Source organism: Serratia sp. CY29653 (assembly GCF_052169255.1).
Classification (GTDB): Bacteria; Pseudomonadota; Gammaproteobacteria; order Enterobacterales; family Enterobacteriaceae; genus Serratia; species Serratia sarumanii.
Genome location: NZ_JBJNLC010000002.1, coordinates 553,384 through 573,404, shown reverse-complemented (window position 1 = coordinate 573,404; position 20,021 = coordinate 553,384). Strand labels below are relative to the sequence as shown.

Below are 20,021 nucleotides of genomic sequence, written 5' to 3'. Positions count from 1 at the left end.
TTTTCCAACCCTGCGAGTCTCAGTATCTGAAAGACGCGCATTTGTTATCATCATCCCTGTCATCAGAGATGCATATTTGGCCACATTGATGTGGCCTTTTTCTTTTTCAGCTTCCGCCGTTTTGCTTCAGGAACGCTTCAAAGCTTAGCGTATCATTGGCTTCTATGTCGCGTTGGCGTTGCCACGAGGCTTCCCGCTCTTTATCCAGCTCGGCCTCGTTCAGGATTTCCAACGGCTCTTCCAGCAGCATCTTGCGATATTGCTCCGCCAATTGCAGGCCGACGCGCCCGGTGCCTTCCGCTTGCATCGCTTTCAGGATGCGCGCGGAGAAGGTCAGCTCAGGGTCGTCGAACGCGGCGACCAGCTCATCGCACACCTGCTGGTATTGGCGATCGCCGGCTTCGCCGTCCAACACTTCCGCCACTCGACGCAGATCGGCGAACAACGCCTTGCCCACTTTTTCGAGCGGTTCATGGCTGGCGCCACAGCCGATGCCGATGGTCTGGCCCGGCTTGCGGCCCTCCAGGATCACCCGGTTCCAGTTCTTGCGCGTGCACAGCAGTTCATCGCTGCTCATCTCCGGCGCATCGGCCAGCGCGCACCACACCAGGAACAGATCCAGGAAACGCGCCTGCACCGCATCCACGCCGATCGGCGAGAACGGGTTGATGTCCAGCGAACGCACTTCGATGTATTCGATACCACCGCGCAGCAGCGCGTCCGACGGCGTCTCGCCGCTTTTGGTCACGCGCTTCGGCCGGATCGGCGCATACAGCTCGTTCTCGATTTGCAGCACGTTGCTGTTCAGCTGCAGGTAACGGTCACCCTCTTTCACGCCCAGCTTGGCGAACTCTTCGGAAGGCGTCGCGATCGCCCGTTTCAGACCGGCCACATAGCTGTGCAGATCGTTAAAGGTGATGCCCAGATTGCTCTGCGACTTGTTGGTATAACCCAGGTCGCTCAGGCGCAGCGAAGTGGCGTACGGCAGGTAGCACATCCCCTGCTCGGTGCGCTCGAACGGCAGATTGGTCTCGCGCCCCTTGAGGAACGAAGAACAAATGGCCGGCGATGCCCCGAACAGATACGGGATCACCCAGCCGAAACGGTAATAGTTGCGGATCAGGCGGAAATAGCCCGCCGAGATCTGCTCTTTACCGCTTTCTGCGTCCTGCACGCCGGCCCAGGCCTGCCAAAACTCCAGCGGCAGCGAGAAGTTGTAGTGCACGCCGGAAATGGTCTGCATCAGCGCGCCGTAGCGATTCTTCAACCCTTCGCGGTACAGCGTCTTCATGCGGCCGATGTTCGACGAGCCGAACTGCGCCAGCTCGATATCCTGCTCAGCTTCGATAAAGCACGGCATGCTGAGCGGCCACATGCGCTCATCGCCGATATTGCGCGCCACGTAGCGATGAATATCGCGCAGGAACGTCAGCAGGTGGTCGATATTGTCATCAACCGGCGTAATGAACTCTAACAGCGCTTCGGCGAAATCCGTGGTGATCCAGTGGTGCGTCAATGCCGCGCCCAGCTTTTCCGGATGCCCGGTGGTCGCCAAGGTGCCGTTCGGCGTGACCCGCAGCGTTTCACGCTCGATGCCGCGACGAATGCCTTTTAATGCCTGGGGATGGGCTTCCAACCAAGAAAGCGCCTGTGATACGTCCGGGATCAAATTGACCTCCCGCTTCTAAAAACAATAACTCGTAAGCATACTGAATCCGCACCCGAGAGAATATTGAGTTATATTCACTTGGTTACTGCCACCAGGCGATGCCCTGTACCGTTATCATAGCCAAAACGATGTAACGCAGCGCCTTTCCGATACACAGAAACAGCGCGACAGAGCCCCAGGGCATGCGCAGCCAACCTGCCAACACGCACAACAAATCGCCCACCACCGGCACCCAGCTGAGCAACAGCGCAGCCGGGCCGAAGCGTTGCAGCCACCCGAGCGCCGTTGCCAGCCCCCGCTGTGGTTTCAACGCCGGTAACAGGCGCCCGATAATGACATTGGTCAAGCCACCCAGCGTGTTGCCCAGGGTCGCGGCCAGCACCAGCAACTCCGGCGAGACGCGACTCTGGGTCAGCAAGGCGACCAGAACGATTTCTGAATTTCCCGGCAGCAGCGTCGCACTGAGGAAGCTACTGCCAAATAACGATATTACGGCTAGCGTACTACTCACAGCGTACGGACGTCTACCACCGCCATACCGGCGCTTTTCGCCGCCTGAATGCCGAAATCAGCGTCTTCAAACACCACGCATTTTTCCGGCGGCACGCCGATCAGTTCGGCGCAGCGCAGGAAGGTGTCCGGCTCCGGTTTGTGGCGCTGCACGTCGTCCGCACCGACGATCGCGTCGAAGCAGTTGAACAGGCCGAGATGACGCAGCAGCATTTCCGCCATGCGGTGCTCGCTGCCGGTGCCGACCGCCATCGGACGGCGGCCATGATAGGACTTCACCACCTCGATCAGCGGCAATGGACGCACGCTGTCCAGCAGCATCGCTTCCACCGCGCGGGTTTTCTCCGCGGCCAGGTGATGAGGATCGAGATCGGCCTGATGGCTGGCGATAATCGCCTGCGCGATGCGCCAGGTCGGCGAACCGCTCAGCGCCACCATGGCCGCTTCATCAAACGTCATGCCATAACGGGACAGCACTTCCCGCCACGCTTTACGGTGCGTTGGCTCGGTGTCCAGAATCGTGCCGTCCATGTCGAAAATAAGACCCTGATAGCGGTCGTACATCGTTACTCCATGATCGTTGAGGAAAGAAAACTACTTTAGCGTAAAGCCGTTGGGTTGTCGCTGACTGCGTCATAACGGAATGTGCTGTGCCCTATCGGGCGCAAAGGAGGACAGGGGTGAAGAGAGAATGGTTAAATGCTGAAAAGCGAAAAACCCGCCGAAGCGGGTTTCTCTTAGATGGTGCATCCGGGAGGATTCGAACCTCCGACCGCTCGGTTCGTAGCCGAGTACTCTATCCAGCTGAGCTACGGATGCATTACTGTTTTTACTGCTTGCCTGCTTCGCTAATGAAGCCAGACTTAAAGAATGGTGCATCCGGGAGGATGATTCGGCGCTTGCGCCTCACCCTGCGAGCCGTTGCTGAAGCAACGTTACCCTCCCTAAGGGACACTTTCTTTTTTACTGCCCGCCTGAAGATTTCTCTTCGCAGTACGGGAAGTGAAGAATGGTGCATCCGGGAGGATTCGAACCTCCGACCGCTCGGTTCGTAGCCGAGTACTCTATCCAGCTGAGCTACGGATGCACAGTAATTCTTTGATACCCTATGGTACTTTGTTCCCAACTCTACCATACGGCTAATATGGTGCATCCGGGAGGATTCGAACCTCCGACCGCTCGGTTCGTAGCCGAGTACTCTATCCAGCTGAGCTACGGATGCAAATGGCGGTGAGGCGGGGATTCGAACCCCGGATGCAGCTTTTGACCGCATACTCCCTTAGCAGGGGAGCGCCTTCAGCCTCTCGGCCACCTCACCAAACGCTTCTTTCGAATTGTGCCTAACTCGCTTTAGAGAAGCTCATCGGCACTGCGTGGCGCACATATTACTTTCTCCGACTTTTAAGTCAAACAATTTTTCCCAACTCATGCGCGTTTGCACAATTCGCACCCAACATGGGCGATTTCACGGCAAAAAGGGCGTTTTATCAACAGGCAACCGCCGCGTCTGTAGCAACAAAGCAGGAAACTAACCGGGAAAATAATCACGAAAAAGAAGAGGGAGGGCGAAGGAAGTGGGTAAAACGATGCAGTAGCGTCTCGTCTGGCAACGAGACGCTGCTTCGGAATCAGTAAGTCGTCTGCTGAGACTTCTCTGCCTGAATGCGCTGATAGATTTCTTCACGGTGAACCGAAACCTCTTTGGGGGCGTTCACACCAATACGCACCTGGTTGCCTTTTACCCCTAGCACAGTAACCGTAACCTCATCGCCAATCATGAGGGTTTCACCAACTCGACGAGTCAGAATTAACATTCTTTGCTCCTTGAAAGATTAAAAGAGTCGGGTCTCTCAGTTTCCCCGTCATTATCCATCATATGTGGTGAAAACGTAAGCCACGCAACCCACAATAAGTGTAAGCAGACTTGGTCCCACCTCAGATAATGGTAAGTTTAGCCGACCTGAAAAACTTTGTTCCCGCAATTGTAACTAAATTGTGTTAGCACAGTATGAAAACGCCATAATCAACAAAGTATTATGGCGTTTGTGCGTGCTATTTATTTATATTCACAGCTTCGAGGCCACCCAGGCTTCTACGCTGTTTAACGCCGCTGGCAGGGCGTTGATATCCGTCCCCCCCGCCATCGCCATATCCGGGCGACCACCGCCCTTGCCGCCGACCTGCTGCGCCACGTTGCCGATCAACTCGCCGGCTTTCACGCGGTCAGTCAGATCCTTGGTCACACCAGCAACCAGGCTGACTTTGTCATCGGCCGTCGTTGCCAATACGATGATGGCCGAACCCAATTGATTTTTCAGGTCATCCACCATGGTGCGCAGCATTTTGGCTTCGACATTGTCCAACTGGCTGACCAACAGCTTCACGCCGTTAACCACTTTTGCCTGGCTGGACAACGAAGCGCTCTCCTGCGCCGCCTGCTGATCTTTCAACTGCTGCAGTTCTTTTTCCAGCGCGCGCGTGCGATCGAGCACCGAGCGCACTTTATCGGTCAGGGTGTTGCTGTCGCCTTTGACCAGTTGAGCAACGTCTTGCAACAAATCGCTTTGCTGATGCAGCGTAGCGATAGCGCCAGCGCCGGTCACCGCTTCAATACGGCGGATGCCCGCCGCGGTGCCCGACTCGCTCAGAATGCGGAACAGGCCGATATCACCGGTGCGGCTGGCGTGGGTGCCGCCGCACAGCTCGGTGGAGAAGTCGCCCATGGTCAACACGCGCACGTTGTCATCGTACTTCTCGCCAAACAGCGCCATCGCGCCCTTCTCTTTGGCATCTTCCAAGGCCATCAGCTCGGTCTGCACCGGCAGGTTACGACGCACCTGCTGGTTAACCAGATCTTCCACCGCGCGGATTTGCTCCGGCTTCATCGCTTCGAAGTGCGAGAAGTCGAAACGCAGGTATTTGTCGTTAACCAGCGAGCCTTTCTGCGCGACGTGGTCGCCCAACGTTTGGCGCAGCGCGGCGTGCAGCAGGTGAGTTGCGGAGTGGTTCAGACGAATGCTGTTGCGGCGTTCAGCGTCGATCTGCGCGTCCACGCGATCGTTCAGCTTCAGCGAACCCTGCGCCAGTTTGCCCTGATGGCCGATAGCCTGACCGTATTTCTGGGTATCGTTGACCGTAAACTCAGCGCCGGCGGCTTTCAGCACGCCTTTATCGCCGACCTGGCCGCCGGATTCGCCATAGAACGGCGTCTCATCCAGCACCACCACCGCCTCTTCTCCGGCGTTGATCTGATCGACCGGCTGGCCGTCGCGGAACAGCGCGATGACCGTCGCCTGCTGCTCGTCGTGATCGTAACCGCTGAACTGGCTGCTGCCGTCCACGCGGATCAGGCTGTTATAGTCGGCGCCAAAGCCGCTGGATTCGCGCGCACGGCGGCGCTGCGCTTCCATCGCTTCTTCAAAGCCCGCTTCGTCGACTTTCAAACCGCGCTCGCGGCAGACGTCAGCGGTCAGATCGATCGGGAAACCGTAGGTATCGTACAGACGGAAAGCGGTTTCGCCGTCCAGGGTATCGCCCTGCAGCTTGGCCAGCTCTTCGTCCAACAGCGCCAGGCCACGCTCCAGCGTGCGGGCAAACTGCTCTTCTTCGGTTTTCAGCACCTGCTCCACCAGCGATTGCTGGCGTTTCAGTTCGTCGGCCGCCGGGCCCATCACTTCGATCAACGGCGCCACCAGTTTGTAGAAGAAGGTGTCTTTCGCGCCCAGCATGTTGCCATGGCGGATCGCGCGACGAATGATGCGGCGCAGCACATAGCCGCGGTTTTCGTTAGACGGGATCACGCCGTCCGACACCAGGAAGGCACAGGAACGAATGTGGTCGGCGATAACGCGCAGGGATTTATTGTCCAGATCGGTTGCGCCGGTCACTTTAGCCACGGCGGCGATCAGGGTACGGAACAGATCGATTTCATAGTTGGAGTTCACATGCTGCAACACCGCCGCAATGCGCTCCAGACCCATACCGGTATCCACAGAAGGTTTTGGCAGCGGCAGCATGGTGCCGTCGGACTGGCGGTTGAACTGCATGAAAACGATGTTCCAGATCTCGATGTAGCGGTCGCCGTCTTCTTCTGGGCTGCCTGGAGGGCCGCCCCAGATGTGATCGCCGTGATCGTAGAAAATCTCGGTGCACGGGCCGCATGGGCCGGTGTCGCCCATCTGCCAGAAGTTGTCGGAAGCGAAAGGCGCGCCCTTGTTGTCGCCGATGCGGATAATGCGTTCGGCCGGTACGCCGATTTGCTTCTGCCAGATGTCGAACGCTTCGTCATCGGTTTCATACACGGTGACCCACAGTCGCTCTTTCGGCAGGTTGAACCAGTTTTCACCGGTCAGCAGTTCCCACGCGTAGCTGATCGCGTCATGCTTGAAGTAATCGCCGAAGCTGAAGTTGCCCAGCATTTCAAAGAAGGTGTGGTGACGAGCGGTATAACCGACGTTTTCCAGGTCGTTATGCTTGCCGCCTGCGCGCACGCAGCGCTGCGAGGTGGTGGCACGGGAATAGGCACGTTTGTCCAGCCCCAGGAAAACATCCTTAAATTGGTTCATGCCGGCATTGGTAAACAGCAATGTCGGATCATTGTTAGGCACCAGGGAGCTGCTCGCTACAACCTGATGACCCTTACTATGAAAGAAATCGAGAAACGCTTGACGGATCTCAGCGGTGCTCTTGCTCATAATTTTCCTGGAAAGGCTAGAATAACGACACGTGAGCCGGTGACGCGTCATCCCGACGATGACAACCAGCTCACGAACAAAAAGTGGGGATAAGATAAATTTTCTTCAGAGGGAAGTAAAACCCCGTGTGCGCTCATTGCGCAAAATCACGGTAAATTGACTGAATTTCTTCCTGGAAGAAGCCGCGATAGAGCAGATAACGCTGCACTTTGGCTTTCTCTTTCCAGTCGGTTGGCAACGCATCGCCAAATTTTCGCTGCGCCACCTGTTTTGCCTGTTCGCACCAGTCGATATCGCATTCCGCCAGCGCGTCCTGCACCAGCGCTTTGTCGACGCCCTTTTGCATCAGTTCGCTGCGGATGCGCTGCGCACCGTAACCTTTACGGCTGCGGCTGCCGATGTAGCTGTGAGCGAAACGCTTATCGTCTAGCCAATTATGCTGGTAACAGTAGGCAATAACCTGCTCGATCAGCGCAGGATCCACCGGCTCTTCAGCCACCGGCGGCGATGCCGGCGCATGTGGCCCCTTGCCGCCAAAACGGGCTTTCGCCACAAACGGCTGCGCCGCAAGTTTGCGGCGCAGTTCAGCTTCACTATGATCGCGTTGCGACAGCAGGCGCATGGCGCGGCTTAGCAAGTCATTCATCATTCAAGCCTGAATTTATGGGATATGCGCCACACGAACGGCGGCGCACATCTTCAGCGATTAGAACTGCTCGCTGGTTTCCGCTTCGTCGTCTTCGAAGTCGTCACCGGAAGCGGCCACCAGCTCACCGCCGCTGTGCAGCAGCAAATCGCGCAGCTTCTTATCCAGCTCGGCGGCGATAGCCGGGTTTTCTTTCAGGAAGTTACAGGCATTCGCCTTGCCCTGACCGATTTTCTCGCCGTTATAGCTGTACCAGGCGCCGGCTTTTTCGATCATCTTGTGCTTCACGCCCAGATCGACCAGCTCGCCACGGCTGTTGATGCCTTCGCCGTACATGATTTGGAATTCAGCCTGTTTGAACGGCGCAGCGATTTTGTTCTTCACCACTTTCACGCGGGTTTCGCTGCCCACCACTTCGTCGCCCTCTTTAATGGCACCGATGCGGCGGATATCCAGACGCACCGAAGCGTAGAACTTCAGGGCGTTACCGCCGGTCGTGGTTTCCGGGTTGCCGAACATCACACCAATTTTCATACGGATCTGGTTAATGAAGATCAGCAGGGTATTGGCGTTTTTCAAGTTGCCGGCCAGCTTACGCATCGCCTGGCTCATCATGCGCGCCGCCAGACCCATGTGCGAATCGCCGATTTCACCTTCGATTTCCGCCTTCGGCGTCAGCGCCGCCACGGAGTCGACGATGATGACGTCAACCGCGCCGGAGCGGGTCAGCGCATCACAGATTTCCAGCGCCTGCTCGCCGGTGTCCGGCTGGGAGCACAGCAGGTTGTCGATATCGACGCCCAGCTTTTTCGCATAGATAGGATCCAGCGCGTGCTCAGCGTCGATGAACGCACAGGTTTTGCCTTCGCGCTGCGCAGCGGCGATCACCTGCAGCGTCAGGGTGGTTTTACCGGAGGATTCCGGGCCGTAGATTTCGACGATGCGGCCCATCGGCAGGCCGCCGGCGCCCAGAGCGATATCGAGTGACAGTGAGCCGGTGGAGATCGTTTCCACGTCCATGGAGCGGTCTTCACCCAGGCGCATGATGGAGCCTTTGCCGAACTGTTTCTCAATCTGGCCCAGTGCCGCAGCTAACGCCTTTTGCTTGTTCTCATCAATAGCCATTTTTGCTCCTTCGTTTCGCAATGCCGGTGTTACCCCACACTGCCACTGAATGTATGTTGTGCAGGAAATGTCACTAATTATACTGTATGGTCATACAGTATCAAGCCTAATTTACAAAAATTCGTCGATGGCGGTTTGCAGCGCGAAAATCGTCGCCTGCAGCCGCACCGCATCGCGATCGCCCTCGAATTGCATCTTGCGTGACAGCCCCCGGCCATCGCTGCCGGCGAAGCCGAACCACACGGTGCCGACCGGCTTTTCCGCGCTGCCGCCGTCCGGGCCGGCGATGCCGCTTACCGAGAGCGCCAGATCGGCCCGCGCCGCACGCAGCGCCCCTATCGCCATCTCGCGCACCACCTCTTCGCTGACCGCGCCGTGCGCCGCCAACGTGGCTTCGCTCACCCCCAGCAGGTCGTGCTTCGCCGCATTGCTGTAGGTGACGAAACCGCGATCGAAATAGGCGGAGCTCCCCGCGATATCGGTAATGGCCTTGGCAATGCCGCCGCCGGTGCAGGATTCCGCGCAGGTGATCCAGCGGCCCTGAGCCTTCAGTTTTTCCCCCGCCAGCACGCTGAGCCGGCGCAGTTGGTCGTCACTCATAACCCCTCCCTCGCGAATTCAGGTATATGCGCCCGATAGTAGCATTTATCAAGGCGGCGCGACGGCTGGCGCGCAGAAATGCGCAGCGCCTCGCAGGAGGTGCGGTTTTAAGCGCCCGGCCAAGCTGCTAGTATCAAAAGAAGCGCCCCAGCGAGCGGCGGCGCACCAGCACAAGGAACATCACGGAGGCGGCACGCTGCGGCGGCGGCCTCAGGGCGCACCAGAAGAGATTAGGACGATAGCGTGAAAAAAACGTTGGGCGTATTCTTGCCGTTGTACACCACCACCCTGCTGCTGCTGTTGGGCTCGGGCCTGCTCACCACCTACGTCTCGCTGCGGCTGGCCTCCATCCACGTCAGCAGCGCGCTGATCGGCGCCATCATCGCCGCCAACTACATCGGGTTGGTGATCGGCGGCAAGGTCGGCCACTTTCTCATCGCCCGCGTCGGGCATATCCGCGCCTACGTGGCCTGCGCCGGCATCATTACCGCCGCGGTGCTGGGGCACGGCCTGACGGCGTTCATTCCCGCCTGGGTTGCGCTGCGCCTGGTGATCGGGCTGTGCATGATGTGTCAGTTCATGGTGCTGGAAAGCTGGCTAAACGACCAGGCGGAATCCAACCAGCGCGGCATGGTGTTCGGTTTCTATATGGCGGCGACCTATCTCGGCATGTCGCTGGGCCAGATCGTGCTGATGCTGCAAAGCAATCTGGGCATCGCCACGCTGCTGGTGATCGCACTGTGCTTCGCGCTCTGCCTGGTGCCGATCGCTCTCACCACCCGCACCAATGCGCGCCACATGTCGCCGGCGCCGATGGAACTGCGTTACTTTGTCGGCGCTATTCCCAAGGTGCTGGCCACCACGCTGGTGATCGGCATGGTGGTAGGTTCGTTTTACGGCCTGGCGCCGGTCTACGCCAGCCTGCAATCCTTAACCACGCAGCAAACCGGCCTGTTCATGGCGCTGGCCATCTTCGCCGGGCTGGTGGCGCAATTCCCGCTCAGTTGGCTGTCGGATCGCTATAACCGCCCCTTGCTGATGCGCCTCAACGCCATTTTTCTGATCGTGGCGGCGCTGCCGCTGGCGCTGCTGCCGCACATCGATTTCCCGCTGCTGCTGGCGGTGGGGTTCGTCGTCAGCATGCTGCAGTTTACGCTCTACCCGCTGGTGGTGGCATTGGCCAACGATCTGATCGAGCCGGAGCGCCGCGTCTCGCTGGCCGCCTGCCTACTGATGGCGTTCGGCGTCGGCGCCAGCATCGGGCCGCTGGCGGTCGGCGCGCTGATCGAGCCGCTTGGCGGCAATATCCTGTACGCCTTCTTCGCCCTGTGCGGCGTGCTGCTGGCGGCCCTCAGCCGCACGGCGAAAGCGGAGGAGCCGCAGCTGGCGCAGGACGCGCCGGTGCCGCACATTCCGCTGCCGGACAGCCTCGCCAGCTCGCCGCTGTCGCCGGCGCTCAATCCGACCTTTGATGAGCAGATCATTCACGACACCATGCCGCCGCCGGAAGCGGCGCCCGATGTCGACGAGCCGCAGCCTGAAGAACAGGAAGCGGAGCACTTGCCTCAGGGCGCCGATCCGCAAGAGGACACCGGCCTGAAAAAAGCGCACGCCATGCTGTAAACGGCGCGGAGCTACAGATCCAGGAAAGAGCCCAGCAGAAAACCGCGTTCGGCGATCGCCGCTTTCAGCGTCGCCGCGGTCAACACATCCAGCTCGACGAGGCGCGGGTGGCAGTATTTGCTCTGCTGGATCGTCGCGTCGAGGAACGCCGGGTGGCACATCATTTCCAATGACTCGGCGCCCAGCTCGTCGGCGCGCGCCAACCGCTGCAGGAACAAGGCTTCGGAAATCGTTTCGCCGTAGAATCCCGCGTCAAACGCGTCGGTGCTGCAGGGCGTCTGCAACGCAATATCGCGCCGTTTCGCCTCTTCGCGATCGAGGCGCAGCGGCAGACCCTGCGCCTGCGCAAACGCCTCCACCAGCGGGTAAATCTGCGGCTGCATATGTACATGGTGGTGGCTGTCGATGTGCGTCGGCGGCCTGCCGAACAGCGTCACAAACCGCGCGAACTGGCGCTGCAGTTCCTCCTGAATCTCGTCCAGCTGCAGCTCGCCGGCCTCGGCGCGGCGCCACAGCCATTTACCCAGTTCGCCATGCTCGTTGACCAGCGAAGGCATGGCGCCCAGCGGCCTGCCATGGGTCAAAACGAAATGCAGCCCGATCGGCAGCCCCGGATATTGCCGGCTGAGCGCCGCCGCGTGCTGGGCGCCGCAGCCGTTCACCATCGCCGTGGTGGAGGAAACGACGCCATGCTGATACGCCTCGACGACGCCGTAGTTCTGTCCTTTGCTCAGGCCGAAGTCGTCGGCATTCACGATCAGTAGTTTTTCCATAATGGCTCCCGCAGGATGAATTTTCGGCAAGGGAAGGCCGACCGACCGGCGCGGCATTCCCCTTCTCGAAGGTAAAAATCGAATGATTAACCGGCCGGCGGCCTAAAGCCCATCGGCATATCGGCGTTGATACTGATCGGGAGCGGCCCTAAAGAGGGCCGTAACACTTTTTTCGGTAGTTGCCTGGGGTCACGTCGGTGAGCCGCTTGAAGTTTTTAATGAACAGACTGACGTCGCCATAGCCGGAATCAAAGGCGATATCGGAAACTGAATAGTTGGTGACCTCCAGCTGCGTCTTGGCGAAGTTGATGCGGATCTCGTTGATCACCTGCATCGGCGTCTTCTGGTAGTAGCGCCGCATCGCCCGGGTCAGATACTCCTGGGTCTTCCCCGACAGCGCCACCATGTTCGCCAACGCCCTTTCGCCGAACATCGCCTTGTCATGCATGCCGGCCAGGGTGTTCTTCAGCCACTGCGGGATATCATCGCCCCCGTCATTTTCTTCCTTGTAGTGACGAATACGGCTGATCACATAGAAGGTCAGCGTTTCGAGAAATTCGGCGAAGTCATCCTCGCGAAACTGCGGCGAACTCACCACCGATTCGATATAGGCCAAAAACTCGCTTCTCAGGCTGTAGGCCTGCGAGGCGACGAAGCAACGCGGCAGCTGCTGCAAATAGTGCTCTTCAAAAAACGCCTTGCTGACCGCCACGTTGAAGATTTTCGTCGCGCCAAACTCGTAAAAGCTCTGGTGGTAGGAGCCGATAGGGATAAAGACGAAATCCCCGCGTTCCAGCAGCACCCGTTTGCCGTTGATCTCCTGATAGCATTTGCCGCTCAGCACGATGGTGAACTCGTAATAGTCATGCTGATGCAGCCCGGTAGCGCTTTCCACCTTGTTGTAGATAAACAGGTGAAAATCTTTGCAGTTAAAGAAATCCTGCTCGCGAATCAGCTTCACGTCGTTCGCACTCAGCGAAATTCGGTTGTCGGACACGGCGCCGGCCTCCCGTTAGTCAAATCCGTTGCGTCTGGCCGCCTCGGCAAACCAGTAGCCGCTTTTCTTGATGGTGCGGCGCTGATCCGCCCGATCCAGCCGCACCAGCCCATAACGATTCTTGTAGGCGTTCAGCCAGGACCAGCAGTCGATAAAGGTCCACAGATGATAGCCTTTGCACTGCGAGCCTTCCGCCAGCGCGCGGTGCAGCCATTTCAGGTGCTCGCGAATAAAGTCGATGCGGTAATCGTCCTCCACCCGCCCATCGGCGCCGATAAACGCCTCTTCGCCCTCAACGCCCATGCCGTTTTCCGAAATATAACAAGGCAGATTGCCGTAGTTCTCTTTCAGATCCATCAGGATGTCGTACAGCCCCTTTTCGTAGATCTCCCAGCCGCGGTGCGGATTGATTTTGCGGCCCGGCATTGCATAGTAACTGAACAAATCCTCCGGCGATGCGATCGGCCCCTCGGCACGGCGCCCCTCTTTCGCCTGCACCCTGCGCGGTTGGTAATAGTTGACGCCGAGGATGTCCACCACGCCGTCTTCAATCAGCTGCGCATCCTGCGGCTCGCAGTGGGGCATCAGCCCATGCCGCTCCAGCAGCTGCAGCAACGCCGCCGGATAACGCCCTTTGGCGACCGGATCGAGGAAACTGCGGTTGAGCAGCAGATCGGCGTCGTGCGCGGCCTGCCGATCCTCCGACGCATCGGAACGCGGATAGGTCGGGCTCAGATTCAGAATAATGCCGATATTCCCCGGCAGCTCCCGCGCTCTGAAACGCTGCACCGCCATGGCATGCGCCAGTACGCTGTGGTACGCCACGGTGACCGCCCGCTTGAAGTCCACCACGCAAGGGTAGTGCAGGTCATTCAGGTAACCGGCCTCCACCGGCACGATCGGCTCGTTGAAGGTGAACCAGTGGGTGACCCGATCGCCAAACAGACCGAAACAGGTATCGGCGTAACGCGCATAGGCGTCGACCACCGCCCGGCTTTCCCAGCCTCCGCGCTGCTGCATGCACAGCGGCATATCGAAGTGGTAGAGATTGATAAACGGGGTGATGCCCTGCGCCAGCAGCTCGTCGATCATCGCGTTATAGAAATCCAACGCCTGAGGGTTCACCTCGCCGTCGCCGTCCGGGATCAGCCGCGACCACGAGATCGACGTTCTGAAGGTATTGTGGCCCAGCGTTTTGAGCAGCCCAATATCGGTACGGAAATGGTCGTAAAAGGTTGAGGCCTCGCCCGGCCCCACCCGCTCGTGAAAGCGTTCGGGCGCGATCTCGAACCAATAGTCGAAGATGTTACGGCTCTTGCCGTCCCGCGCGGCCGCTCCTTCAGACTGCGGCGCGGAGGTGGCGCTGCCCCACCAGAACCCGTCGGCAAATTGATATTCCATACTCGCGTCCCTCGCAGGGCGGCCGCGCCGCCCCGTTCCACAGTTAGAATTTCAGCGCCTTGGCGATGTCTTCTTCGCTTTCCGTCGCCGCGTCGATCTGGCTCTGCGCCTTGTTGGAGATCGCCACGAACGGCAGATAAATCACGGTGGCGACCGCCAGGTTGAACAGGCTCAGCAACAGGGCCATGATGCTGCCGTTGGTGTTGAAGAACGCCCCCAGGCCGACCGGCATGGTCCAGGGCGCGATGTTGGTGATCGGCGGGATCAGCCCGGAGTAGTAAGCCAGGGAGGTGATAATGGTCAGCACCGGCTGCACCAGGATGAACGGAATGAACATCACTGGGTTCATGATCACCGGCAGGCCGAACAGTATCGGTTCGTTAATCTGGAAGATGCCGGATGGCGTCGCCAGTTTGGCGACCTGGCGGTAATCTTCGCGGCGCGAGGCGATGAAGATGGCGATGATCAAGCCCAGCGTCGAGCCGGTGCCGCCGAGGTAGATGTAGGAGTCGACGAACGGTTTCGCCCACATGTGGAACTCTTTCCCGGCGGCCACCGCCGCTTCGACCGAACCGTATTTGTTGTACAGCTCCACGTTTTCCAGCGCGAACGGCGTCATGATGCCGCTGTCCAGCGCCGCCAGCGCCATGGAGCCGTGCACCCCAAAGAACCACAGCAGCGAAGAGAACAGCACGTACACCCAGCCCACCACGCTGCCCATCTTGGCCAGCGGCGCCGAAATGCCGTCCATGATGATCTGGTGGAAGTTGGTGCCCCAGTGCGCCAGCGCGAACACCACCAGCCCCATGATGGAGAGGATGATGAAACCGGGGATCAGCGCCGAGAAGGAACGCGACACCGAGGCCGGCACGCTGTCCGGCAGGCTGATCACCCAGTTGCGCCGCACGATGAAAGCAAACATCTCGGCCACCACCAGCCCGATCACCATACCGGAAATGATGTTGGCGCCGCCCAGCCAGTTGGCGCCCACCGCATAGGCCTCGCCGACGTTGAACGGCGTGACGGTCATAAAGGCCGCCACCGCCAGCAGCGCCGAGGCGAGCGGATCGACCTTGCGCTCTTCGGCCAATGCCATGCTGATAAAGAACGGCGTCATCAGGGACATGATCCCCAGCGTGCCGTTGTACACGCTGCCGCCAATGCTCTTCAGGCTATTGAGCGTCTCGATGGTGGAGGCGTCCAGGCGCACGCCCAGCGAATAGAAGAACGATCCTTCGCCGAAGCTCAGGAACACGTTGTTGATCAACACGAACATCGCCCCGGTCAAGGTCAGCGGCATCAGGCGGATAAAGCCGTTCTTGATGGCGTTGACGTGGGGCTGCTTGCCGATTTTTACGGCGAAAGGCAGGATAACCTTCTCGAGCGAGGCAATGAGGGTATTCACGGCGGCCTCCTGTTATTGGTTGGCTTTCTTGATGGCGGCCACCGCGGCCTTCAGCACGCCCAGCCCATCGACCTTGCCGTACAGCAGCGGATCGATGACTTCAACGGGTTTGTTGGGCAGCTGTTTTTGCACTTCCGGCAAGGTGTAGGCAATCTGCGGCCCCAGCAGGATCAGATCCGCTTCAACGCCTTTCTCCGCAGCCAGCGCTTCCGGGTAGGCGGCGATGATCACCGGCACTTCGTATTTCTCGGCCTGCGCCTTCATTTTTGAAACCAACAGGGAAGTGGACATACCGGCAGAACAAAACAGATAGATTTTTTTCTTTTCCATACCAAGCACCTCAGATAATCAAAAAAACCCCGTGTTATTTGTATGCCAGATGCAATCACGATTGCTTCACGCACATTCCTTATGAAAATTTCCGTCACGTTGCCCTGGTTGCAGACAGTATACGGAGCATGAAAAACGGATCGGTAAGCCAGGGGAGAGAATAACCGTCTCTCCTTGACCTGATGGCTTGACCCCCTTCACATTTCGCATAAAAAAATAGTGTGACCGGGCTCTCAAATAACCGATATAAACTCAGAATATTCGCAATAAATACTCAAATAACAATTATAAACATACAGTTATAAACACGCCGAGAATTTAAGGGTTTATTTGCGCCTGAACAAACGAAAAGAGAATAAAAATAGTTCAAGCTTGATTCGCCTGCTGCTCTCCGAACGCGATGGCAGGCGAAGAGGATTAAGTGGGCAGACGCAGCAACTCGATCACCGTGGCCAGCGCCACGGAATGGTTCCTGCGGTTGGGGTAATAGAGGTAAAAACCGGGAAACGGCGCGCACCAGTCGGCCAACACTCGCCGCAGCCGCCCGCTCGCAAGGTATTCTTCCACCTCCTGCTCGATGGCGAAGGCGATGCCGACGTGCGCCAGCGCCGCCTGCAGCAGCAGCCTGGCGTCATCCACGATCAGCGGGCTGTTAACCGCCACGGTAAATCGCTGCTCGCCCTGCTGAAATGCCCATTTGTAGCGCTCGCCCGAAGAGGCCTTGCGCCAACCGATGCAGCGGTGCTGCAGTAAATCCTGCGGGTGCGTCGGTTCGCCGTGCCGTTGAAAATAGTCCGGCGTGGCGACGATGGCAAAACGCAGATCCGGCGTCAGACGCACCGCGCGCATATCGTTGTGCAGATCCTCGCCGAGCCGAATACCGGCGTCAAAGCCTTGCTCGACGATGTTGGCGAACCCTTCGTCCGCCACCACCTCCAGCGTAATGCCGGGATATTCGCTGGCCAACCGCCCCAGATGCGGCACGATGGCGAGATCGATCGCCGAACGCGGCGCGTTGATGCGCACCAGGCCGCGCGGCCCTTCGCGAAACGCATTCAGGCTCTCCAGCGCGGCGTCGATGTCGGTAAAGGCCGGCACCAGCTGTGCCAACAGATGCTCACCGGCCTCCGTCGGCGAAACGTTGCGGGTGGTGCGGTTCAGCAGGCGAATGCCCACCTGCGCTTCCAGTTCGCGCAGGGTGTGGGTCAGCGTCGGCGGTGTCACGCCCAATCGGGCGGCGGCGCGGCGGAAGCTGCGTTCACTGGCGATAGCCACGAAGGCCGCCAGGCCGGACAATTCGGGTTTCTTCATGCTATTAATATAAATTATCTAATAGTGAGATGAATTTTTAGCGGATAGTTATCCGTTATCTAACAACATAGCATTACGATCGAACCCATTACCAGGTATCGATGCGATGATTAATGCTACAGCTCCAACTCATGAAACGCCGCGCCGTCTGGCGGACAAAGTCGTGCTGGTGAGCGGCGGCGGCACAGGCATCGGCCGCGCCGCCGCGCTGGCCTATGCCCGCGAAGGCGCCAAAGTGGCGCTGGCCGGCCGACGCGCGGCGGAAATCGAAGCCACGGCGCGCGACATCGCGCTCGCCGGCGGCGACGCCCTGCCCATCGTGGCCGACGTCTCCCAGGAAGACGATATCCGTAGGCTGCTCGCCACGGTGACCGCCCACTACGGCCGGCTCGACGTCGCCTTCAATAACGCCGGCATCATCGGCAACTTCGCCCCCATCACCGAACAGAGCAGCGAGGATTTTGACCGGGTGATCGCCATTAACCTCAGAGGCGTCTGGCTGGCGATGAAATACGAGATTGAAACCTTTCTGGCACAGCGCTCGGGCGGCGTGATCGTCAACACCTCCTCCTGGCTGACCCACGGCGCGCTGGCCGGTTCATCCAGCTACTCCGCCAGCAAAGGCGCGCTCGATGCGATGATCCGCGCGGTGGCGCTCGAATACAGCGGCCAGGGCATCCGCGTCAACAACATCAACCCCGGCATCATCGACACGCCGATGGCGCGCGGCAGCGTGGCCGACAGCGCGGCGTTCGCGCCCTTTATCGCCCATACGCCCGCCGGCCGCCTGGGCGAATCGGAAGACATCGGCGATGTGGCGCTGTGGCTGGCGACGGACGAAGCCCGCTTCATCACCGGCCAAAGCCTGCTGGTGGACGGCGGTTACACCATCGCCGGCATGCGCTGAGGAGACGACGCCATGAACTACGTTCGGCTTGGCGACAGCGGCCTGCAGGTGTCCCGCCTCTGCCTGGGCGGCATGACCTACGGCGATCCGGCCTGGCGCCCCTGGGTGCTGAAGGAGGATGAAGCGCGCCCCTTTATCCGCGAGGCGCTGGAAGCGGGCATCAACTTTTTCGATACCGCCAACATTTACTCCGGCGGAGAAAGCGAACGCATTCTCGGCCGCGCGCTGAAGGCGTTCGCCCGTAGAGAAGACGTGGTGATCGCCACCAAGGCCTACTTTCCGATGGACGCGCAGCCGAACAGCCGGGGGCTGTCGCGCAAGCACCTGCTGCACAGCATTGACGCCTCATTGCAGCGGTTGGGAACGGATTACCTCGATTTGTTCGTGCTGCACCGCTTCGACACCGAAACGCCGATCGAAGAAACTGCCGACACCCTCGATGGCCTGGTGCGGGCGGGCAAGATCCGCTATCTCGGCGCGTCTTCACTGCACGCCTGGCGCCTGATGAAAATGCTGGCCTTTCAACGTCAGCACCGCCTGGCGCCGTTTATTTCGTTGCAAAGCCAATACAACCTGGTGACGCGTGAAGACGAAGAGGAACTGATCCCGCTGTGCCTGGAGGAAGGTCTTGGCCTGACGCCCTGGTCGCCGCTGGCTCGCGGCGTGCTGGCCGGCTCCGGCAGTGGCGGCACGCTGCGCGCCGCCACCGACGAGCAGGCTCCCCGTTGGTACGGCGGCAGAAACGAGGTCGAACGCACCGTCGCTGCGGTAGCGGAGGTGGCGGCCGCGCGCGGCGTTCCCCCGGCGCAAATCGCGCTGGCCTGGCTGTTGGCCAAACCCGGCGTGGCATCGCCGCTGGTGGGCATGTCCAAGCCACACCATCTGCAGGATGCACTGGCGGCGCTCGACCTCAGGCTATCGCAAGAAGACGTGGCCGCGCTGGAGGCGCCAATGGCGCACGCTGCCCGCCCCGAACGTTGGTAGCCCCTTTTCCTTCATTCCAGGAGAGAAACATGGCATACGCTGTGACCGCGCGAGCGGCGTTATTCACCCTCGCTACTGCACTCACCCTCAGCACGCCGGCGCAGGCCGCCGTCGATGCACACTGTACGGAAAGCAGTATGACGCTGCCGCCCGGCGCGCTTTACCCCAACGGCATCGCCCGCGCGGCGGACGGCACGCTGTATGTCGGCCTGATCACCAGCGGCAACGTGCTGCGCAAACGGCCGGGTAAAGCGTGGGAAATCTTTTTCCCCGGCGCTGACACGGTGTTCGCCTCAAACGCGCTGCGGCTGGACGAACGGCGCGGGCTGCTGTGGGGCAATTCGCCGGACTTCCTCTCCGGCGGCAAAACGCGCGCCAACCGCATCTACGCGCTGAACGTCGCGGATGGCACGCTCAACCGCAGCCTGGCGCTGCCGGCGGGAGAAATGGGCAACGATATCGTGCTCGGCGCAGACGGTACGGTATACGTGACGGAAACCCGCGGCGGCGGCATCCTGCGCCTGCGGCCGGGCGAAGCGGCATTCAGTACGCTGTATCAGGATCCACGCTTAGCGGCCCCCAGCGGGCTGGGCGCCGCCGGGATCGTGCTGCTCGACGACCGGCTGATGGCAGTCGCCAATTTCGGCACCGGTAAGCTCTACACCTTCCGCTATAACGATCCAAAGCCGCAGCTGACGGAAATGCAGCTGCCGCGCCTGATTGAAAACCCGGACGGGATGGGGTTGGCACCGGACGGCGCGCTGATCGTGCTGGAAAACGGGATCCAGAGCGGCCAGGGGCGGATCCTGCGGATCCCGTCTCCCAAGGCGGCAGGCATGCGCCGGATTGAGGTCTTGCGCGAAGGCATGGAATCGCCGGTCAATCTGACTATCACCCCACAAGGCTGCGCCTTCGTCAGCGAATCGCGCATTCGCCACCGCCTGCTGCCCGGCCATGAATCCGAAGTGCCCGACAGCTTCCGTCTCTATCAACTGCCCCTGCCCCTCACCGCCGCGCAATAAACTCCACGCCGCCTCAGCGGGCGG

18 protein-coding genes and 4 tRNA genes are annotated in these 20,021 nt (G+C 59.7%); 4 read left to right on the top strand and 18 right to left on the bottom strand.

All coding sequences use genetic code 11. The features are described 5' to 3' along the window. Nucleotides 1-106 precede the first annotated feature (106 nt). From gshA to pncC, 12 genes are all read right to left on the bottom strand, one after another. The gene (gene gshA / locus ACJ8HN_RS16205) at nucleotides 107-1,669 is read right to left on the bottom strand and encodes a glutamate--cysteine ligase (protein ID WP_033650024.1); all 1,563 of its coding nucleotides are present in this window, start codon (nucleotides 1,667-1,669) and stop codon (nucleotides 107-109) included. A gap of 82 nt (nucleotides 1,670-1,751) precedes the next feature. After that, complete coding sequence (locus tag ACJ8HN_RS16200) at nucleotides 1,752-2,180, bottom strand: YqaA family protein (protein ID WP_004932520.1); 429 nt, start codon at nucleotides 2,178-2,180, stop codon at nucleotides 1,752-1,754. Further along, nucleotides 2,177-2,743 (bottom strand): fructose-1-phosphate/6-phosphogluconate phosphatase, encoded by a 567-nt coding sequence (gene yqaB / locus ACJ8HN_RS16195; protein ID WP_033637176.1) that lies wholly within the window; start codon nucleotides 2,741-2,743, stop codon nucleotides 2,177-2,179. The genes ACJ8HN_RS16200 and yqaB overlap by 4 nt, the downstream gene beginning before the upstream one ends. A gap of 178 nt (nucleotides 2,744-2,921) precedes the next feature. Continuing rightward, nucleotides 2,922-2,998: transfer RNA gene (locus ACJ8HN_RS16190), tRNA-Arg, on the bottom strand. 191 nt (nucleotides 2,999-3,189) lie between these two features. Continuing rightward, nucleotides 3,190-3,266 (bottom strand) — tRNA-Arg (locus tag ACJ8HN_RS16185). 58 nt (nucleotides 3,267-3,324) lie between these two features. Continuing rightward, nucleotides 3,325-3,401 (bottom strand) — tRNA-Arg (locus tag ACJ8HN_RS16180). A 3-nt stretch (nucleotides 3,402-3,404) separates the two neighbouring features. Continuing rightward, nucleotides 3,405-3,497 (bottom strand) — tRNA-Ser (locus tag ACJ8HN_RS16175). Nucleotides 3,498-3,807: 310 nt separating this feature from the next. Continuing rightward, entirely contained in the window at nucleotides 3,808-3,993 is a 186-nt protein-coding gene (csrA, locus tag ACJ8HN_RS16170; protein WP_004091602.1) for a carbon storage regulator CsrA, read from the bottom strand. A 252-nt stretch (nucleotides 3,994-4,245) separates the two neighbouring features. Continuing rightward, the gene (alaS, locus tag ACJ8HN_RS16165; RefSeq protein WP_442523702.1) at nucleotides 4,246-6,873 is read right to left on the bottom strand and encodes an alanine--tRNA ligase; all 2,628 of its coding nucleotides are present in this window, start codon (nucleotides 6,871-6,873) and stop codon (nucleotides 4,246-4,248) included. A gap of 133 nt (nucleotides 6,874-7,006) precedes the next feature. Then, nucleotides 7,007-7,519 carry a recombination regulator RecX gene (recX, locus tag ACJ8HN_RS16160; protein WP_043135802.1) on the bottom strand — a complete coding sequence of 171 codons (513 nt, stop codon included), beginning with the start codon at nucleotides 7,517-7,519 and terminating at the stop codon, nucleotides 7,007-7,009. 60 nt (nucleotides 7,520-7,579) lie between these two features. After that, nucleotides 7,580-8,644, bottom strand: a complete 1,065-nt coding sequence (gene recA, locus ACJ8HN_RS16155; RefSeq protein WP_004932541.1) for a recombinase RecA — start codon at nucleotides 8,642-8,644, stop codon at nucleotides 7,580-7,582. Nucleotides 8,645-8,755: 111 nt separating this feature from the next. Further along, on the bottom strand, nucleotides 8,756-9,244 hold the full coding sequence (pncC, locus tag ACJ8HN_RS16150; RefSeq protein ID WP_041033341.1) for a nicotinamide-nucleotide amidase: 489 nt from the start codon (nucleotides 9,242-9,244) through the stop codon (nucleotides 8,756-8,758). A 243-nt stretch (nucleotides 9,245-9,487) separates the two neighbouring features. Between pncC and ACJ8HN_RS16145 the strand changes: the two genes are divergently transcribed. After that, nucleotides 9,488-10,867, top strand: coding sequence for an MFS transporter (locus ACJ8HN_RS16145; RefSeq protein WP_442523701.1), 1,380 nt, complete (start codon nucleotides 9,488-9,490; stop codon nucleotides 10,865-10,867). A gap of 11 nt (nucleotides 10,868-10,878) precedes the next feature. On the opposite strand, the gene chbG is transcribed toward ACJ8HN_RS16145, so the two are convergent. The 6 genes from chbG to ACJ8HN_RS16115 all read right to left on the bottom strand — a co-directional run bounded on the left by chbG (nucleotide 10,879) and on the right by ACJ8HN_RS16115 (nucleotide 17,084). After that, nucleotides 10,879-11,640 (bottom strand): chitin disaccharide deacetylase, encoded by a 762-nt coding sequence (chbG, locus tag ACJ8HN_RS16140; RefSeq protein ID WP_442523700.1) that lies wholly within the window; start codon nucleotides 11,638-11,640, stop codon nucleotides 10,879-10,881. A gap of 148 nt (nucleotides 11,641-11,788) precedes the next feature. After that, the gene (chbR, locus tag ACJ8HN_RS16135) at nucleotides 11,789-12,637 is read right to left on the bottom strand and encodes a transcriptional regulator ChbR (protein ID WP_089191198.1); all 849 of its coding nucleotides are present in this window, start codon (nucleotides 12,635-12,637) and stop codon (nucleotides 11,789-11,791) included. A 15-nt stretch (nucleotides 12,638-12,652) separates the two neighbouring features. Next, complete coding sequence (locus ACJ8HN_RS16130) at nucleotides 12,653-14,038, bottom strand: glycoside hydrolase family 1 protein (protein ID WP_442523699.1); 1,386 nt, start codon at nucleotides 14,036-14,038, stop codon at nucleotides 12,653-12,655. Nucleotides 14,039-14,081: 43 nt separating this feature from the next. After that, complete coding sequence (gene chbC / locus ACJ8HN_RS16125; protein WP_442523698.1) at nucleotides 14,082-15,443, bottom strand: PTS N,N'-diacetylchitobiose transporter subunit IIC; 1,362 nt, start codon at nucleotides 15,441-15,443, stop codon at nucleotides 14,082-14,084. 12 nt (nucleotides 15,444-15,455) lie between these two features. Further along, nucleotides 15,456-15,773, bottom strand: a complete 318-nt coding sequence (locus tag ACJ8HN_RS16120; protein ID WP_004932561.1) for a PTS sugar transporter subunit IIB — start codon at nucleotides 15,771-15,773, stop codon at nucleotides 15,456-15,458. A gap of 417 nt (nucleotides 15,774-16,190) precedes the next feature. Beyond that, a complete protein-coding gene (locus ACJ8HN_RS16115; protein WP_060428624.1) occupies nucleotides 16,191-17,084 on the bottom strand; it encodes a LysR family transcriptional regulator in 894 nt (297 codons plus the stop codon). Between the two features lie 106 nt (nucleotides 17,085-17,190). On the opposite strand from ACJ8HN_RS16115, the gene ACJ8HN_RS16110 reads away from it, so the two are divergent. From ACJ8HN_RS16110 to ACJ8HN_RS16100, 3 genes are read left to right on the top strand one after another with little or no spacing between them, the layout of a single operon-like run. Next, nucleotides 17,191-17,991, top strand: a complete 801-nt coding sequence (locus tag ACJ8HN_RS16110; protein ID WP_048321287.1) for an SDR family NAD(P)-dependent oxidoreductase — start codon at nucleotides 17,191-17,193, stop codon at nucleotides 17,989-17,991. A 12-nt stretch (nucleotides 17,992-18,003) separates the two neighbouring features. Then, a complete protein-coding gene (locus tag ACJ8HN_RS16105) occupies nucleotides 18,004-18,975 on the top strand; it encodes an aldo/keto reductase (RefSeq protein ID WP_060706240.1) in 972 nt (323 codons plus the stop codon). 29 nt (nucleotides 18,976-19,004) lie between these two features. After that, the gene (locus tag ACJ8HN_RS16100) at nucleotides 19,005-19,997 is read left to right on the top strand and encodes a Vgb family protein (protein WP_442523697.1); all 993 of its coding nucleotides are present in this window, start codon (nucleotides 19,005-19,007) and stop codon (nucleotides 19,995-19,997) included. Nucleotides 19,998-20,021 lie beyond the last annotated feature (24 nt).

What these genes read in the sequence shown, in the direction of transcription:
- ACJ8HN_RS16105 (WP_060706240.1), top strand. Translation starts at nt 18,004, where the DNA reads ATGAACTACGTTCGGCTTGGCGACAGCGGCCTGCAGGTGTCCCGCCTC.
- ACJ8HN_RS16110 (WP_048321287.1), top strand. Translation starts at nt 17,191, where the DNA reads ATGATTAATGCTACAGCTCCAACTCATGAAACGCCGCGCCGTCTGGCG.
- csrA (WP_004091602.1), bottom strand. Translation starts at nt 3,993, where the DNA reads ATGTTAATTCTGACTCGTCGAGTTGGTGAAACCCTCATGATTGGCGAT.
- recX (WP_043135802.1), bottom strand. Translation starts at nt 7,519, where the DNA reads ATGAATGACTTGCTAAGCCGCGCCATGCGCCTGCTGTCGCAACGCGAT.
- chbG (WP_442523700.1), bottom strand. Translation starts at nt 11,640, where the DNA reads ATGGAAAAACTACTGATCGTGAATGCCGACGACTTCGGCCTGAGCAAA.
- alaS (WP_442523702.1), bottom strand. Translation starts at nt 6,873, where the DNA reads ATGAGCAAGAGCACCGCTGAGATCCGTCAAGCGTTTCTCGATTTCTTT.
- ACJ8HN_RS16115 (WP_060428624.1), bottom strand. Translation starts at nt 17,084, where the DNA reads ATGAAGAAACCCGAATTGTCCGGCCTGGCGGCCTTCGTGGCTATCGCC.
- yqaB (WP_033637176.1), bottom strand. Translation starts at nt 2,743, where the DNA reads ATGTACGACCGCTATCAGGGTCTTATTTTCGACATGGACGGCACGATT.
- ACJ8HN_RS16100 (WP_442523697.1), top strand. Translation starts at nt 19,005, where the DNA reads ATGGCATACGCTGTGACCGCGCGAGCGGCGTTATTCACCCTCGCTACT.
- ACJ8HN_RS16120 (WP_004932561.1), bottom strand. Translation starts at nt 15,773, where the DNA reads ATGGAAAAGAAAAAAATCTATCTGTTTTGTTCTGCCGGTATGTCCACT.
- pncC (WP_041033341.1), bottom strand. Translation starts at nt 9,244, where the DNA reads ATGAGTGACGACCAACTGCGCCGGCTCAGCGTGCTGGCGGGGGAAAAA.
- ACJ8HN_RS16130 (WP_442523699.1), bottom strand. Translation starts at nt 14,038, where the DNA reads ATGGAATATCAATTTGCCGACGGGTTCTGGTGGGGCAGCGCCACCTCC.
- recA (WP_004932541.1), bottom strand. Translation starts at nt 8,644, where the DNA reads ATGGCTATTGATGAGAACAAGCAAAAGGCGTTAGCTGCGGCACTGGGC.